The organism is Devosia honganensis, assembly GCF_042648785.1.
GTDB classification, from domain to species: Bacteria; Pseudomonadota; Alphaproteobacteria; order Rhizobiales; family Devosiaceae; genus Devosia; species Devosia honganensis.
On sequence record NZ_JBHRYD010000001.1, the window covers coordinates 1,032,238 to 1,047,516 of the forward strand.

General features: G+C 67.6%; 12 protein-coding genes and 1 tRNA gene. 8 read left to right on the forward strand and 5 right to left on the reverse strand.

The genetic code is table 11. The annotated features are described in order from the left end of the window. Positions 1-13: 13 nt before the first annotated feature. The 5 genes from hemC (at position 14) to ACFOOL_RS04940 (ending at position 4,385) form a co-directional block, all read left to right on the forward strand. The gene (gene hemC / locus ACFOOL_RS04920) at positions 14-952 is read left to right on the forward strand and encodes a hydroxymethylbilane synthase (RefSeq protein ID WP_380095408.1); all 939 of its coding nucleotides are present in this window, start codon (positions 14-16) and stop codon (positions 950-952) included. Next, positions 952-1,683, forward strand: a complete 732-nt coding sequence (locus ACFOOL_RS04925; RefSeq protein WP_380095410.1) for a uroporphyrinogen-III synthase — start codon at positions 952-954, stop codon at positions 1,681-1,683. The genes hemC and ACFOOL_RS04925 overlap by 1 nt, the downstream gene beginning before the upstream one ends. A 24-nt stretch (positions 1,684-1,707) precedes the next feature. Next, positions 1,708-2,895 carry a hypothetical protein gene (locus ACFOOL_RS04930; RefSeq protein ID WP_380095411.1) on the forward strand — a complete coding sequence of 396 codons (1,188 nt, stop codon included), beginning with the start codon at positions 1,708-1,710 and terminating at the stop codon, positions 2,893-2,895. Further along, positions 2,892-4,271 (forward strand): heme biosynthesis protein HemY, encoded by a 1,380-nt coding sequence (locus ACFOOL_RS04935; protein WP_380095412.1) that lies wholly within the window; start codon positions 2,892-2,894, stop codon positions 4,269-4,271. Before ACFOOL_RS04930 ends, ACFOOL_RS04935 begins: the two co-directional genes overlap by 4 nt. Positions 4,272-4,309: 38 nt before the next feature. Continuing rightward, a tRNA-Thr gene (locus ACFOOL_RS04940) sits at positions 4,310-4,385 on the forward strand. A 49-nt stretch (positions 4,386-4,434) separates the two neighbouring features. On the opposite strand, the gene ACFOOL_RS04945 is transcribed toward ACFOOL_RS04940, so the two are convergent. Together ACFOOL_RS04945 and ACFOOL_RS04950 are read right to left on the reverse strand one after the other, a co-directional pair. Further along, positions 4,435-5,223, reverse strand: coding sequence for an N-acyl amino acid synthase FeeM domain-containing protein (locus tag ACFOOL_RS04945; RefSeq protein ID WP_380095414.1), 789 nt, complete (start codon positions 5,221-5,223; stop codon positions 4,435-4,437). 102 nt (positions 5,224-5,325) lie between these two features. Continuing rightward, positions 5,326-7,623, reverse strand: a complete 2,298-nt coding sequence (locus tag ACFOOL_RS04950) for a putative bifunctional diguanylate cyclase/phosphodiesterase (protein ID WP_380095416.1) — start codon at positions 7,621-7,623, stop codon at positions 5,326-5,328. Between the two features lie 251 nt (positions 7,624-7,874). Between ACFOOL_RS04950 and ACFOOL_RS04955 the strand changes: the two genes are divergently transcribed. Beyond that, on the forward strand, positions 7,875-8,177 hold the full coding sequence (locus tag ACFOOL_RS04955; protein ID WP_380095420.1) for a 4a-hydroxytetrahydrobiopterin dehydratase: 303 nt from the start codon (positions 7,875-7,877) through the stop codon (positions 8,175-8,177). Between the two features lie 14 nt (positions 8,178-8,191). Here ACFOOL_RS04955 and ACFOOL_RS04960 read toward each other — a convergent pair whose 3' ends face one another. Genes ACFOOL_RS04960 through ACFOOL_RS04970 form a run of 3 tightly spaced genes read right to left on the reverse strand, consistent with a single transcriptional unit; the run spans position 8,192 to position 13,966 of the window. After that, on the reverse strand, positions 8,192-11,602 hold the full coding sequence (locus ACFOOL_RS04960; RefSeq protein WP_380095422.1) for an error-prone DNA polymerase: 3,411 nt from the start codon (positions 11,600-11,602) through the stop codon (positions 8,192-8,194). Beyond that, the gene (locus tag ACFOOL_RS04965; RefSeq protein ID WP_380095424.1) at positions 11,599-13,272 is read right to left on the reverse strand and encodes a Y-family DNA polymerase; all 1,674 of its coding nucleotides are present in this window, start codon (positions 13,270-13,272) and stop codon (positions 11,599-11,601) included. Before ACFOOL_RS04965 ends, ACFOOL_RS04960 begins: the two co-directional genes overlap by 4 nt. Next, positions 13,157-13,966 (reverse strand): ImuA family protein, encoded by an 810-nt coding sequence (locus ACFOOL_RS04970; RefSeq protein WP_380095426.1) that lies wholly within the window; start codon positions 13,964-13,966, stop codon positions 13,157-13,159. Before ACFOOL_RS04970 ends, ACFOOL_RS04965 begins: the two co-directional genes overlap by 116 nt. A 219-nt stretch (positions 13,967-14,185) precedes the next feature. Between ACFOOL_RS04970 and ACFOOL_RS04975 the strand changes: the two genes are divergently transcribed. Beyond that, positions 14,186-14,629 (forward strand): tellurite resistance TerB family protein, encoded by a 444-nt coding sequence (locus ACFOOL_RS04975; protein ID WP_380095428.1) that lies wholly within the window; start codon positions 14,186-14,188, stop codon positions 14,627-14,629. Between the two features lie 144 nt (positions 14,630-14,773). Continuing rightward, entirely contained in the window at positions 14,774-15,223 is a 450-nt protein-coding gene (locus ACFOOL_RS04980; protein WP_380095430.1) for a universal stress protein, read from the forward strand. Positions 15,224-15,279: the final 56 nt, after the last annotated feature.

Here is a 15,279-nt window from a genome sequence, read left to right on the forward strand (position 1 = left end):
GGACCCCTTGCCAATGCAATCGCCCAACCTCTTCGCCCGGATCGGAACTCGCGGCAGCCCACTGGCGCTGGCCCAGGCCAAACTGGTGCGCGAGCGTTTAGCCGCCGCCCATGGCGTCGGGGAGGAGGCGATCGGGATCGAGGTCTTTTCCACTGGCGGCGATCGCAGCCAGACCGAGAACACCACGCTGTCCGATATCGGCGGCAAGGGAGTGTTCACCAAGGAAATCGACGAGGCCCTCTTGTCCGGCCGCATCGATATCGGCGTGCATTCGAGCAAGGATGTGGCGACCGGCCTCGCGCCCGGCATGGAGCTGGCGGCCTTTCTCGAGCGAGAGGACGTCCGCGACGCTTTTTTGTCGGTGTCGGCGAGGGGAATCGACTTTCTGCCCGAGGGCGCCCGTTTCGGCACCTCCTCCATCCGCCGTGCCGCCCAGGCCAGGCGCCTGCGCCCCGATCTCAGGATCGTGCCGTTCCGCGGCAATGTGCATACGCGGCTGCAAAAGCTGCTCGACGGGGTGGCCGATGCCACGCTGCTGGCCCTGGCCGGGCTCAACCGGCTCGGCGAGGCCCATCGCGCCACCGCCATTCTCGATCCCGAGGACTTCATGCCCGCCCCCGCCCAGGGCGCGATCGGCATCGCCATCCGCGCCGATGACCGGCACTTTGCCGAGATCGTCGCTCCGCTCGACCATGCCCCGACCCATGCCGCCATCGCAGCCGAGCGCGCCATGCTGGCTGTGCTCGACGGCTCCTGCCGCACCCCGGTGGGCGCCCTGACCAGCCGCGCCGGCGACCTGCTGACGCTCAAGGGCGAGATCCTCAGCCTCGATGGCCAGGTCAGCTTCCGCGCCGAAGCCAGCGGCAGCGACCCGCGATCGCTCGGCCAGAAGGTCGGCAGCGACTTGCTGGCCCAGGCGGGCCCCGACTGGCTCAGCCGATGGAACGCCTGATGCGGATGCTCGTCACCCGGCCCGAGCCGGACGCCCAGGCGACGCGCGACAGGCTCGCCGCGCTCGATATCGACGCACTCGCAGCCCCGCTGATGACCCGTCGGAACCTGCCCGCCAACCTGCCCTCGCCGCAAGGCTTCGCCGCCCTGGCCCTCACCAGCACCAATGCGCTGCGGGCGCTCGCGGACCGGAAGGCCCATGAGCCTTTCCTCGAGATGTCCGTCTTCGCCGTCGGCCACCGAACCGCCCATGAGGCGCGCCTTCTCGGTTTTACGGACGTCACTCCCGCCGAAGGCACGTTGGGCTCGCTGGTTACCACCATCGCCCTCGCCCGGCTCGAAGGCCCGGTCTTCTATCCGGCGGCACGCCATATGAGCGGCGATCTGGCGCAGGCCCTTGCCCCGCACGGGCTGATGGTCGTCACCGTGCCGGTCTATGAAATGGTGGCGCGGCCGGCCCTGCCTGAAGACGCCGCATCCGCGCTCGTCCGAGGGGAGATCGGGGCGGTGTTGCTCTATTCCCGCCGCAGCGCGGAAATCTTCTGCACCCTCGCCGGAGCGGCGGTTCCTCCGGGCCAGCGCCGCAGCCTGCCCATGCTGTGTCTCGCGGAAAATGTCGCCGCACCCCTGCTCGAAAACCATTTCAGCCGCGTTTTGCTGGCGGATCATCCCAGCGAGGAAGCGATGATGGCCCTGGCCCTGGCTTTTGCCCGCGAGCAATCTGGGTCATGATCGGCAGGAACGAGAGGAAGGCTCATGGCTGACGCGACCGGCAACGACACGCCATCCACCGATCCCAAATCCACGGGAAAATCCGGCCCGGTCCGGCCGCCGGTGCTGGAAGGCACCGCCCGACCGGCAGCGGACGCCGCGCCGGAGCCGAAAACCGGGAGCAAGCCGGATCCGAAAACCGGATCGCCACCGCCCATTTCCACACCGCCGCGCGCCGATGACCGGCCCGCCGGATCCGGCGGAGCGTTTATTCTCTCCGCCCTGCTGGGTGGCGCGATCGGGCTCGGCGCCGCCTATGCTCTTGCCTGGTCGGGCCTTTGGCCCGCTCCCGTACAGGCGCCCACCCCCGCCGATCCGCATCTTGCCCAGTTCGCCGCCGCCATTCCCGAGCTGGAACAGGCCGACACGACCATTCGGAACGAGTTCGCGGCCCTCGACATTCGCCTCGCCAACCTCGAAGCGCGGCCGGCCGAACCGCCCGCATCCACGCCCACCGAGGCCGATGCGGCGCTGGCCGAAGACATCGCCGGCCTCGCGGCTCGGCTTGACGAACTGGCGGCCAGCTCCGGCTCGGCGGCCCAGCCCACCGCCGGGACCGGCGAAGCCGAAGCCATCAGGGCGCTGGAAGCGGAACTGAACGAGATCGGGGATCGTGTCGCCACGCTCGACGCCGCCATCAGCGCCTCGGAAGCGGCCGGGGACGGCGCCGCGCGCCTGCCGCTTGTCTTCTCCGGCCTCGAAACGGCTTTTGCGACGGGCCGTCCCTATGAGGCGGAACTGGCGGCGTTGCGACGGGCCTGGCCGGAGGCGGCCATTCCCGAAGCCATCGCCGGTCGGGCAGGTATGGGCCTGCCTCGTCCGGACGAGGTGGCCAGCGCCCTACAGGCGGCGCTGCCAGACATGCTGGCCGGACGCCCCGCCCCTGCCGATACCGACTGGCAGGAGGCGGCCGCCGACTGGTTCCGCGGCATCGTCGCCATGCGTCCCTCCGGCGCCGTGGAAGGGGATGCTCCGGACGCCATCGTTGCCCGCCTCGAAACGGCGGTGGCACGGCGCGATTTCGCGGTGGCCGCGGCCGAACTCGCCACGCTGCCCGAGCCGATGCGCGCCGCATCCGGCGGTGCGGCCGGCGATATCGCGGTTCTTGCCGATGCCCAAGCCTTTCTCGCCGATCTGCGCAGCCGGGCCCTTGCCGGAGAAAATGGAGGATGATCCGTCTCGCCTCCTGGATCATAGGCAGTTTGATCGTCGCTGGCCTGGCGGCCTGGATCATCGCGCTGCCCGGCACGTTGACGCTGGAACTGGCGGGCTACCGCATGCAACCGCGCGTGGGCACCGCCGTCGTCATTCTGCTTCTGGCGGCCGCGCTGGTGATCCTCGCCTGGGCCGTCATCCGCCGCATCCTGGCGGCCCCGGCCTCCATGGCGAGACGGCGCGCGAGGCGCAGGCGCGAGCAGGGCGTGGAGGCACTTTCCGACGCGGTGATCGCCCTGCAATCGGGCGATCCGGCCCGCGCCCGCATCATGGCGCGCGAGGCACAGGCCCGTCTGCCCGAGAACGGCGCCGCCCGACTGCTCGAGGCGCGCGCAGATCTGGCCTTGGGGGACATGCAGTCGGCCCGCGAGCATTATCGCGTCCTGATCGCCAGCGAAAAGACCGCTGTGGCCGCCTTGACCGGGCTTTATGACCAGGCGCGGACCCAGCACCGGCCGGAGGCGGCGCTGACCTTCGCCCGCAAGGCGCTCGCCCTCGCGCCCGAAACCGGCTGGGCGGCGGAAGCCGTATTCGACGATCTGGCGCGGCGCGGCCAATGGGCGGAGGCCGTCGCCATGGTCAATGCCGAACCGGCGGCCAGCCGCGAGGAAAAGGCGCGCAAACGCCGCCGGCAGGCCGTCATCGAGACGGCGCGAGCCCGCGAAAGCGAGGCCGGCAACCCCAATGGCGCGCTCGATCACGCGCTCACGGCCCTCAAGCTGCTGCCCGATTTCGTGCCGGCTGCGCTCATCGCCGCGCGCATCTATGCCCATCGCGGCGAGACGCGGCGGGCCCAGAGCCTGTTGCGCCGCATCTGGCGCGCCACCGGCCATCCCGACGTGGCGGCACTCTACGCCCATGCCCAGCCGGGCGCCTCGGCGGTGGAGCGGCTGCGGCGCCTGGGGGAGATCATCGAGATGCCGCCGCCACATCGCGCCGCCGGCATGGCTCTGGCCCGGGCCGCCATCGACGCCTATGACTGGCCCCGCGCCCGCCAGGCCCTCGAACCCTTCGCCGGAGCCGATGCCACTCAGGGCGTGGCGAGCCTGATGGCCGAGATCGAGGAAGGTCAGAGCGGCGACCAGGGCAAGGCCCGCGAATGGCTGGCCCGCGCCGTGCGCGCCCCCCGCGACCCGGCCTGGACCGCCGATGGCATCGTCAGCGACGAATGGGAGCCGGTCTCGCCGGTGACCGGCCGCCTCGATGCGTTCGAGTGGAAAGTCCCCGTAGCCAGCAACAGCCGGCCCGCGCCCCTGCCGCCGGCGGAGCCGCTGCCCGTCCTGCCCGCAAACGAGCCCGCCTTGCCCCTTGCACCAACCGCAAACCCCCAGTAAAAGACCCGCCATCCGCTCAGGGCACGCCCTGCCCGGCCGCCGCTTTAGCTCAGTTGGTAGAGCACATCATTCGTAATGATGGGGTCGTCAGTTCGAGTCTGACAAGCGGCACCATTTCCTGACGAAATCGTTCGCCATCGCACCCTGTCCGCCCGGGGTTTCCCTATGACACGGGGGTGCAATCCTCCAGCGAGCGCCTGGCGGCCTCATAGGCGTCGCGAGCCGAGGCCCTGATCCGCAGGACCGCGTCTTGGGGGCCGGTTTGCGAAAACAGCAGGCTTCGTTCCTCGGCAGTCGAGAGGAAGAACGGGAAGCGCCGGGCCACGCGCGAGCGGATGGAATCGACACTGGCGCCATAGAGCGCGACCGGGAAGTAAAGGCCGGGATAGGCGCGCGTTTCGCCGATCTGCTCCGAACCGAAAACCCGCTTGTAGAAGGGCCCGTGCTCCGGCCGCACCAGCGCCAGGCACTGGTCGACCGCGAAATGCACCGAGGCCATGGCGGCGATGCGCAAGGTCAGGAACGGCATGGCCGGATAGGCGAGCGAGGCCTCGTGATCGGCGGTGAAGCGGCTCGGATCGATGAAGGTCATGCCGCGGTCGAGCATCGGCCCCAGCACGTCGGGAAACACCTTCATGCTGGGCGAGGCCCGATGCTCCCGCGTCAGATGATGCAGCCGGATCGAGCTCACCAGCGCCCCGTCGATATAGATGCCGAAGCTCATGCCGTTGGGCGTTTCATCCAGATCGTCGATGCAGATTTCTTCGGGATTGTGATCCATGAAGCCTTCGCGCGTATAGGCGCGATAGCGCAGTCTATAGATCGGATCGTCGATCACGCCCGGATCGACCCGGGCATAGCTGACCCGATCCAGGACATCCATCAAACTGTCGGAAAACCGCGAAGGCGCTCCCGCACGCGCTGCCGCCGCACTGTCGGGGTCGATGACCATTCTGCTTCCGTGGCATTAGGACCTGATTAACCGACGTTAACAAATGATTAACCCTTGCAGAAGGTTGAGCGTGCAAGATGGTTAATTTCGGAAACGGGGCCGCTATTTCCGCGACGCCACCAGCCGCAGCTCGGGCACGGCGCCGCTTGGATAGTGCGAAGCGAGCAGGCGCGTCATCGCATCGAAGCTGAGCGGCGGGCCGTAAAGGAAACCCTGGACGAAATCCACCCCGGTCTTGCCGGTGATGATGGCCAGCTGGCCATCCGTTTCCACGCCCTCGACCGTGATCTGCAGGGAGAGGTCCTTGCCCAGTTGGGCGACATTGGTGAGCAGGCGCAGGGCCTCCGGATCGGTCTCGATATCGGCGACGAAGCTGCGGTCGATCTTGAGCTTGGTAAAGGGCATGGAGCGCAGATAGCTGAGCGAGGAATAGCCCGTGCCGAAATCGTCGAGCGCAATGCCCACGCCCAGGCGATGCAGCGATTGCAGGGCGGCACCGGCCGCCTCCTGCTCCTCGATGAGTGCGGTCTCGGTGACCTCGATCTCGAGGCGTACCGCCGGCAGCCCGGTGTTTTCCAGCACGCCGGTGACCAGTTCCTCGACGTCGCAGGCGCGGAAGTCCCGCGCCGAGATGTTGACGGCGACTGAGATATCGCCCGGCCAGGCACGGCAATCCCGCGTCGCCGCCGACAGCACGAAGGCGGTCAGATCGGTGATCATCCCGGTTTCCTCGGCGATGGGGATGAAGGTCGTGGGCGAGATCGGCCCGTATAGCGGATGGGTCCAGCGCGCCAGGGCCTCGCAGCCGGCGATCCGGTTGGTGCGCGGATTGATGATCGGCTGATAGGCGAGTTTCAGCCGGCCCTCGTCGATGGCCGTCTTGAGATCCAGCTTGAGCTGCTGGCGCATCTTGTATTCGGTGTCCATGCGCTCGTGGAACTGGACGACCCGGCCCTTGCCGCCCGATTTGGCCTCGTAAAGGGCGAGATCGGCCTTGATCATCATGGTCTCGAGGTCTTCGGACGGATCGTCGGATGCCGCCAGCCCGATACTGACGCTCATGTCGATCCGCCGTCCCGGTATGGAAAATCCTTCCCGCATCGCCCCAAGCAGCCGATCGGCATAATCCTGCGCCTGCCCCGCATCCTCGACAAAGGCCCGGAAGGCCACGAATTCGTCCCCGCCCAGGCGGCCGCAAATAGCGTTTTCCCCGAAAATCCGGGGCAGCAGGCGGCCCACCTCGCTCAGCAGCTGATCACCCGCCAGATGGCCCATCGTGTCGTTGACATGCTTGAAATCGTCGAGATCGATGACGAAGAGGGCGGCGTGCCCCTTCGGCCGGTCGGCCAGCGCCTCGGCCACCTGCTCGGCGAAATAGGCCCGATTGGGCAGATTGGTCAGGGCGTCGTAGCGCGCCATGTAGCTGATGCGCTCCTCCGCCACGATCCGGGCCGAGATGTCCTCGAACAGCAGCACCGTCTTGTCGTCGCGCGAGGACACCGAGACTTCGTAATAGCCGCCGGTTACGGCGGTCAGCAGCACCTTGCCGTTGGAGCCGGCCTCGATCAGGGAGACGATCTGGTCGCAGGCCATCCGGGAGAGGCGCCCGGTCCCGACCACTTTGGTGCACAATCTGCTGAAAGGCCGGCCGATCCAGGCATCGGCGTCGCCCATCCTGAAGGCGTCGAGCGCCCGCGCATTGACCACTTCGATGATGCCATTGCCGTCCAGCATCATGAGGCCATGATCGAGCGTGTCGAGCGCCGCGTCCAGCTGCGTCGCCAGCGAAGCGGCCTCTATCCGCCCGTGCACGGCGCGCAGGAATATGTCGCGGGAATTGCCGGCGATCCGCCTCAGGCTGATGAAGAAGGGCAGCAGCAGCAGGGTCAGCAGGGCATAATAGATATTGCCCACCAGCAGCAGGCCGAGCACCAGCGGCAGGGCGATGAGGAGGACCTGGATGGTCATCAGCCGGTCGATGGCGAAGTTGCGCTGTGACACGCCCACCAGCACCGATACCGAGACGCTCGCCGCGGTCAGCTCGGCAAAGGCATCGTCCACGATCCAGAAGCTGATCATGCACCACGCGCCATAGAGCAGGGCGATGGATGCGGCACCCAGCGTGGCGCGCCACTCCCAGCGCCGCGCCTCCTCGACATCGTCGTCGGCCAGCTCCACCCGGTCGAAGGCGCGCATGTCCACATTGCGCATGACGCCGTTCAGCACGAACAGGCCGGCGATGACGCCCAATATGGCCGAGTTCGCCTCCAGCGCCGCCACCGCTGCGGCCAGCGCCGAGCCGAAGGCGCCCAGCAACATGGAGCGGCGATCCGCATAGAGCGAACGAATCATCGAGACATAGTCGACGGGCGGAAGAATCTTGTGCGCGGCCTCGAACATGTCAGCTCTCCCTGCCCACGCAGGGAAAATCCTTCCCCGGTCGAGGGGACCGACAAGGCCATTTCCCTTGGCGGTGGAGCTTTTGACGCATGATGGCGTTGGTCTCGTTTCAGCGGGCGTACGAGCGAGCAGATGGAACCGGCGGCAGTTAAGATGATGTTGCGGTTGCGGTTCGGGGCCGGGTTTGCCGGTCCAATCCTGCGCAAAAGGTAAATCCGGGCTTAACCGGTTGGGACGGATAGGAGACATCCATGGTCGAAAAACTTGCATCCGCGGAGCGGGACGAAGCTTTGGCGAAACTGCCGCAATGGCGCCATGACGCGGCGGAAAACGCCATCACGCGGGAGTTCGGCTTTCCCGATTTCTCCCGGGCTTTCGCCTTCATGACGCAGGTGGCGCTGCTGGCCGAAAAGGAGGGCCATCATCCCGACTGGTCCAATTCCTATTCGACGGTGCGAATCAGCCTCTCGACCCACGACGCCGGCGGGATCAGCGCCAAGGATATCGCCCTTGCCGGCGAGATCGACCGCCTGCTGGAGCGCGCCCCGGCCTGACCGGACAAGCGCCTTTAGTGAAAGTTCCGGCCTCCGGGCAGGGCCGCATAGGCCTGCTGCCTCGCCTGTTCCATCTCCCTCCGGCCATGGCGGTCGCGCCCTTCCTCGTCCACCCTCCTGCCATGGGCGAGATCGAGCAGATGCGGCGTCAGATCCTCCATGGTCTCGGCGATGATATGGATCACCCCCTTTTCGGATTGCACTTTTCCCCGGACCGCCAGGAGGCGGCTCGACAGCACGATCTTGCGATGGGCTTTGAAGACTTTCGGCCAGATGACGACATTGCCGATGCCGGTCTCGTCCTCCAGCGTGGCGAAGATCACCCCGCTGGCCGTTCCAGGACGCTGGCGCACCAGGACCAGTCCGGCCATTTCGATGCGCAGGCCCGAGGGGATGGAGGGCAGATTGCCTGCCTTGGTGGTGCCGCGCGCCATGAGCATCGGGCGCAGGAATTGTACCGGGTGGCCCTTGAGCGACAGGGATAGCGTCGCATAATCCTGGATCACCTCCTCGCCTTTCTGCATGGGCGGCAGCGCGGCCGGCTCTTCCGCCGCGCCGCTTCCCGCCGCGGTCGTGGCGGCGAAAAGCGGCAGGGTTTCAGCGCCATGCGTGCCCTCCAGTCCCCGGACCGCCCAGAGCGCGTCGCGGCGGCTCAGCCCCAGCGACGCGAAAGCATCCGCCCGCGCCAGTTTTTCGAGGCTGGCGATGGAGACGCCGGTGCGCAGCCAGAGGTCGCAGACGGAGCCATAGCCTCCGCCCCGCCGGTCGATGACGATCTCGATATCCTTTTTCGCCAGCCCTTCGACCTGGCGCAGGCCGAGCCGCAGCGCCTTTTGCGATTTTATGTGCGGAACCATCGCGCCATGCCGGGCATGGATATGGTCCCTTATGGCCCAGCCATCGTCTTCCAGCGTGCAGTCGAGGCGGGAAAGATTGATGTCGGCGGGCCGGACCTCGACACCATGCTCGATGGCGTCGCGCACGATCTGGCTGGGCGCGTAAAACCCCATGGGCTGCGAATTGAGCAGCGCGCAGGCGAACACGTCCGGATAATGGCATTTGAGCCAGCAGGAGGCATAGACCAGCAGCGCGAAACTGGCCGCATGGCTTTCGGGAAAGCCGTATTCGGCAAAACCCTCGATCTGCGAGAAGCAGCGCCGGGCGAATTCCTCGCTGTATCGGCGCCGGGGATTTTTCATCATCCCGGAGATGAACCGCTTCTTGAAGATCTCGATCCTGCCGGTGCGGCGCCAGGCGGCCATGGCCCGGCGCAACTGGTCGGCCTCGTCGGGGGTGAATCCGGCCCCGACAATGGCCATCTGCATGGCCTGTTCCTGGAACAGGGGAATGCCCAACGTCCTTTCCAGCACCTTGTCGAGCGGATCGGCGGGGTCGGCCCGCCACGGTTCGGTGCCCTCGCGGCGCCTGAGATAGGGATGGACCATGCCGCCCTGGATCGGCCCCGGCCGCACGATGGCGACCTCGATCACCAGGTCGTAGAATTTTTCCGGCTTCAGGCGCGGCAGCATGGTCATCTGCGCCCGGCTTTCGATCTGGAACACTCCGATCGTATCGGCCCGGTGCGTCATCTCATAGACCGGCCTGGCGCGGTCGGGATGCGCATATTCCTCGGCCAGCAGGCCGGCCAGCTCCACCTTGCGTCCGTAATGATCTTTCATCAATCCGAAGGCGCGCCTGAGGCAGGTCAGCATGCCCAGCGCCAATATGTCGACCTTGAGGATCTTGAGGGCGTCGATATCGTCCTTGTTCCATTCGATGATGGTGCGGCTGTCCATGGCGGACTTGCCGATCGGCACCAGGCTTTCCAGCGAATCCCGCGTGATGACGAAGCCGCCCACATGTTGGGAGAGATGGCGCGGAAAACCGCGCAGCACTCTGGCCACCTCGAACATCTGGGCAAAGACCGGATCGTGGGGGTTGAAGCCGAGACCGGCCAGATCCTTGAGGTCGAGCTTGCTGCCCCAGCCCCAATGGAGCTGGTTGAGGGCGGCGATGGTGTCGTCCGAAATCCCGAACGCCTTGGCCGTTTCCCTTATGGCGCTGCGGGAGCGGTAGCAGATGACATTGGCCGTCAGCCCGGTGCGCCTGCCGCCATATTTCCGATAGACATATTGCATCACCTCCTCGCGCCGTTCGTGCTCGAAATCGACGTCGATATCGGGCGGCTCGTCCCGCTCGGTGGAGATGAAGCGCCCGAAGACCAGATTGGCCTTGCGCGGGTCCACCTCGGTGATCTCGAGGCAATAGCAGACCGTGGAATTGGCCGCCGACCCTCGCCCCTGGCACAATATGCCGCGCTCATAGCGGGCGAAATGGACGATGTCGTGCACGGTGAGGAAATAGGCGGCATAGAGTTTTTCCCCGATCAGCCGCAGCTCTTTTCTTATGGTCGCGGCGATCTCGGGCGGCACGCCTTCGGGAAAGCGTTTCGCCGCGCCGGCCCAGGTCAGGCGCTCCAGGGTCTGCTGGGCCGTTTCGCCCGTTCCCGTGGTTTCCTCGGGATAATTATATTCCAGCTGGCCGAGCGAGAAGGCGATGCGCTCGACGAAGGCCCGCGTCTGGGCGATGGCATCGGGGTAATCGGCGAGAAGCCGGGCCATTTCGCGCGGCGGCTTGAGATGCCGCTCCGCATTGGCGCTGAGGCGGAAGCCGGCCTCCTCCAGGGTGACGTGCTCGCGGATGCAGGTCACCACGTCGAGGAGCATGCGCCGGTCCGGCTCGTGATAAAAGACGTCGTTGCTGGCGATCATGCGGGCGTCATGGCGCCGGGCCAGCGCGTCGATGCGGGCGAGCCGCGCCCGGTCCCCGCCATCGAAACGCGGCGTGCCCGCAACCCAGACCCGGCCCGCCGCCTGCCGGGCGAGCCGGTCCAACACCTTGCCGGTCAGGCCCCAATCCGTCTCGTCGGGCATGAGGATGAAGAGCTGGCCTTGCGAAAAATCCTCCACCGGCCCCTGCTCGGCTTCCGAAACCGGATGGCCCGCGCCGAACAGGTCGTCGAAGACCAGCCGCGGCCTGCCCTTCTCGCCCCGCCTGTTCCCCAGCGTCAGCAGCTTGCACAGCCGGCCATAGGCCGCCCTGTCACAAGGATAGGCGACGATGTCGGGCGTGCCGTCGGCAAAGCAGAGCCGCACCCCCACCAGATAGCGGAACGCCGGATTGAGGGCCTGGTTGTCCCGTGCCGCCACATAGCCGCGCACCACCCCGGCAAAGCTGTTGCGGTCGCACAATCCCAGGGCCGCAAGGCCCATCTGCATGGCGGCCGCCACCAGTTCCTCGGGATGGGAGCCGCCGCGCAGGAAGGAGAAATTGCTGGTGACGATCAGTTCCGCATAGGCCGGAGGCGGCGCGGATATGGCCGGCGCCGCGCTTTTGATGCCGGGAAAGGGGAGAACCGCGCTCATGGAAAAAACCCGTGCAGATACCAGGAGGCCGGGCGCTCCCTCCTATGAAAACCCTGCCGGAACACCCAGAAGCGCCGGCCTTCCTCGTCCTCGACGGCATAATAGTCCCGCGTGCCCGCCAGCGGATCGAAGATCGGCAGGTCGGCAACGAAGGGCCGGTCCTGGTCCGCCATGCCGGAATCCTCTGTTTCCGGCGGCGGCGGCGCCAGTTGCAGGCGCTCGCCGCTGCGCCACCATTCGGCCCCCAGCCGCTCGGGGCCGGCGGCCCGCACCAGCCGATAAGCCTGCCGCCGCCAGACCATCGAGGCGGGCAGGCCATCGGGCACTTCGGCATTGATCGCCACGTTTTCGGGCACGGGCAGCAGGCGCAGCGGCCTGTGGCGCCGGGGCAGGTCCGGGGGAATGCCGGCCGCCGCCATCGTCACGGCCGGCACCAGCCGCACGGCCCGCTCGGGCACATGGCTGGCGACGAACTGGCTGCGCAGCACCGCCCCGGCGCCCAGCCGGCTGGCCAGCCGGTCGAGCAGCCGATCGAGGTCCTCCTCCCCGCTCGGAGCGGCAAAGGCGCCGTATTGCACCGCCTCGAGCCGGTCGAGGGAGCTGGCGGCCAGCCGCACCATGTCGATGCCGAAACCGGCATCGTATTCGCCCTCCAGCCGCCGGGCGCGCTGGCGGAAAAGCTCGGCGATATGGGCCGGGTCGCGCGTCAGCCGCGCCGCATTGAGCGAAAGCGACATTACCTTGTGGTCGACCCGGTACAAAAACAGGTGAAAGGCCTGCGCCCCCAGCCCCTCGGCCTCGAAACGGCAGCCCAGCTGCACGGCGAGGTCATGGGCGACCATCAGCACATCGTCCAGGAGGGCGATCGGATCGGCAAGGCGCCGTTCGACGAAATGCTCGGGCACGGGCAGGCGCGGCGCCATGCGCTCCGCGACCAGCCCATAGGCCTGGTCGAGACGGGTGAGCAGGGAGGCGCCGAACCGGGCCTGCAAGGGCTTGCGCGGCCGGCTGCGCAGGTCGCCGACGAATTTGAGGCCCATCTGGGCCAGGGTCGCGATCTGCCTGTCCCCGAGCCGCAGCGCCGCCACCGGCAGGGCATCGACACTGGCCTCCAGCGCGGCGGGCGCCACCACCTGGCTGCGGGCGAAATGGCTCACCCCCCAGGCCGCCCCGATCGTGGAGGCGACGGCCCCGGCGGCGGCATAGCCGAGGGCCCGCAGGCGGACGAGCAAATGCCGCAGCATGGCGTTCTCGCCGCCGAACAGATGCGCCACCCCGGTGATGTCGAGCACCAGATCGCCATAGGGCGCGGCGTCGGTGAGGACCGAGACCAGCGGGCTGGCATTGGAGTGCCAGTCGGCGAAATCGGCGAAGGCGCTTTCGAAAAAATCCCGGTCCAGTTCCCGCACGCCCAGATCGGGCACCTGCGCCCGCGCATCGGCCAGGTTCTGGCCCGGACGCAGGCCGAGCCGCATCGCCTCCATATCGAGCGCCGCCAGGCGCAGACCGCCCTTGACCCGCTCGTAAAGCGCCAGCGGCGCCTTGAGCCCGGGATCATGCCGTTTGAGATAATCGGTCGGCCAATGCGGCAGGAACAGCACCAGAAAGCGCCGCTCCGTCGCGGCGCCGCTGCGGTTGTCCGGACCGAACAGGGAGCGTTGCAAAACCATTTTCCGTCCATTCCAGGAGCCATTCGCCCCGATGCTTGATCCTCGCGCCGCGCTCGAGCCGGACCTGCCAGCGCCAAGCGCCCGGCGCCCGGCGGTCAAAGGCCCCCGAGCCGCTGGCCCGGGGCGAGAGATGCCAGCGCAGATGCGCCGCGCTGGGCGCGCGCGCACGCCCATAGCGCAGCAAAAACAACGAGGTGCCGCTTTCGACCGCCCGCAGGCCGAGGCGCCGGCTGGCGGTGAAATCGAGCGGCCCGGGGGCCCCGCCGATATCGGTCACGATGGCCGCCGCCGCCGTACAGGCCAGCGCCTCCTCGGTGGCCCAGAGCAGTTCGGCCATATCCTGCGCCCGCACCATGACCAGCCGGGCCGGATCGAAGCCGAAGCCCCATAGTCCCGGGCCATAGGGCAGGCCGAAAAACTGTTCGTCCCCAATCAGTTGCAGATAGAGCAGGGCCGGCCGCCGGGCGGTCAGCAGGGCCTGCCCCTGCCCCAGCGCGAAGGCGAGGCTCGCCCCGCCATTGCGCGCGGCATCGGTGAACACCTCCTGCACCAGCCCGCCGCCAAGGGCCGGGAAACCGCCATCCGCTTCGGGCTCGAACCCTGCCCGGCGCTCCAGCAGCGCCGGCTTGCGCTCGATATCGGCGATGACCGCCCGCAAGGCGGCAAGCCGCGATTGCTGGCCTGAACTGTGCATGACACGACCGCAGTTAAGAACAAAACAGGAACATTTAGACTCCGAATCCGCCCGGAGTCGAGTCCCTTCTCATCCGGTGTGTCCCGGCTGCATCAGCCCCCGACAAGAGCGCGCCAAATCGGCGCCGGGCCATTGAGCCGGCGCGGCGGATGGCTGAGTGTCGGTGCGCCTGCCGCCCGGCGCGCGACCCGAAGACCATCGACGACGGAACCCACCGCCATGTTCGAGGCCCTGACCCGCCTGTTCGGCAAGACCGAGCCGCCGGCCGACCCGCATGACCCCAAACTGGCCGTGGCCGCGCTGCTGGTGCATCTGGCGGCCGTGGACGGCTCCATACGCGAGCCCGAGCGCGAGGCCATCCGCGGCGTGCTGATGGACCATTATGGCCTCGATGCGGCCGCCGTGGACAGATTGCTGCGCGAGGCCGCCCGGCGGGACGCCGAGGCCGTCGATTTCTACAAGTTCACCAAGGACTTGACCCGGCTGGAGCTGGAAGACCGCATCGAGATCGTGCGCATGATGTGGACGGTGGTTTTCGCCGACCGCAAGAACCACGAGCTCGAGGACAACATGGTCTGGCGCATCGCCGAGCTGATCGGCGTCTCCGCCCGCGACCGCACCGCCCTGCGCAACCAGATACGCGGCCACATATCGAGCCAATGATGGCGCGAACGCCAGCACATCGTTAGCATCCGGACCACCATCCCATCGCCTCCCGGCCACTTTCGCGCGCCGCCGCCCCGTCTGATCCAGATCAACATGCCGCCGCACCGGAAATGCCAGAATGACGCAGAAGGAGACCTGCCGATGTTCAAGAACCTGCTGATCGCCACCGATGGATCCGAACCGGCCGACAGGGCCCTCGCATCCGCGCTGGACCTCGCCCGCAGCCATGGCGCCAGGGTGCTGGTGCTGACCGCCACCGACCCGGTCAGCACCGGCATCGGCTCGGGCGGGTTCGGCACCATCGATGCCGGCCCCATTGTCGCCCGCCTCGAGCAGAGCTATGCCGCCGAGGCCGAACGGCTCCTCGCCGCCGCACGGCAGCGGGCCGAAGCCGCCGGCGTCGCCATCGAGACCCTGCACCTGCCGCGCCGCCGCCCCGCCGACACCATCGTGGACATCGCGGCCGAACGCGGCTGCGACCTCATCGTCATGGGCTCGCATGGCCGGCGGGGGCTGGGACGGCTGCTGCTGGGCAGCCAGGCCGCCGAAGTGCTGGCCCGCTCCCCCATCCCGGTGCTGATCGTCAAATAGGGGCGGCCGCAGCGCCGGTCACGCACAATTGCGCCTTGCCTTTAGGGGGCGGTTAT

Bases quoted from the DNA above. Each gene is read 5' to 3' on its own strand.
- hemC (WP_380095408.1), top strand. From the start codon at position 14: ATGCAATCGCCCAACCTCTTCGCCCGGATCGGAACTCGCGGCAGCCCA.
- ACFOOL_RS04925 (WP_380095410.1), top strand. From the start codon at position 952: ATGCGGATGCTCGTCACCCGGCCCGAGCCGGACGCCCAGGCGACGCGC.
- ACFOOL_RS04930 (WP_380095411.1), top strand. From the start codon at position 1,708: ATGGCTGACGCGACCGGCAACGACACGCCATCCACCGATCCCAAATCC.
- ACFOOL_RS04935 (WP_380095412.1), top strand. From the start codon at position 2,892: ATGATCCGTCTCGCCTCCTGGATCATAGGCAGTTTGATCGTCGCTGGC.
- ACFOOL_RS04945 (WP_380095414.1), bottom strand. From the start codon at position 5,223: ATGGTCATCGACCCCGACAGTGCGGCGGCAGCGCGTGCGGGAGCGCCT.
- ACFOOL_RS04950 (WP_380095416.1), bottom strand. From the start codon at position 7,623: ATGTTCGAGGCCGCGCACAAGATTCTTCCGCCCGTCGACTATGTCTCG.
- ACFOOL_RS04955 (WP_380095420.1), top strand. From the start codon at position 7,875: ATGGTCGAAAAACTTGCATCCGCGGAGCGGGACGAAGCTTTGGCGAAA.
- ACFOOL_RS04960 (WP_380095422.1), bottom strand. From the start codon at position 11,602: ATGAGCGCGGTTCTCCCCTTTCCCGGCATCAAAAGCGCGGCGCCGGCC.
- ACFOOL_RS04965 (WP_380095424.1), bottom strand. From the start codon at position 13,272: ATGGTTTTGCAACGCTCCCTGTTCGGTCCGGACAACCGCAGCGGCGCC.
- ACFOOL_RS04970 (WP_380095426.1), bottom strand. From the start codon at position 13,966: ATGCACAGTTCAGGCCAGCAATCGCGGCTTGCCGCCTTGCGGGCGGTC.
- ACFOOL_RS04975 (WP_380095428.1), top strand. From the start codon at position 14,186: ATGTTCGAGGCCCTGACCCGCCTGTTCGGCAAGACCGAGCCGCCGGCC.
- ACFOOL_RS04980 (WP_380095430.1), top strand. From the start codon at position 14,774: ATGTTCAAGAACCTGCTGATCGCCACCGATGGATCCGAACCGGCCGAC.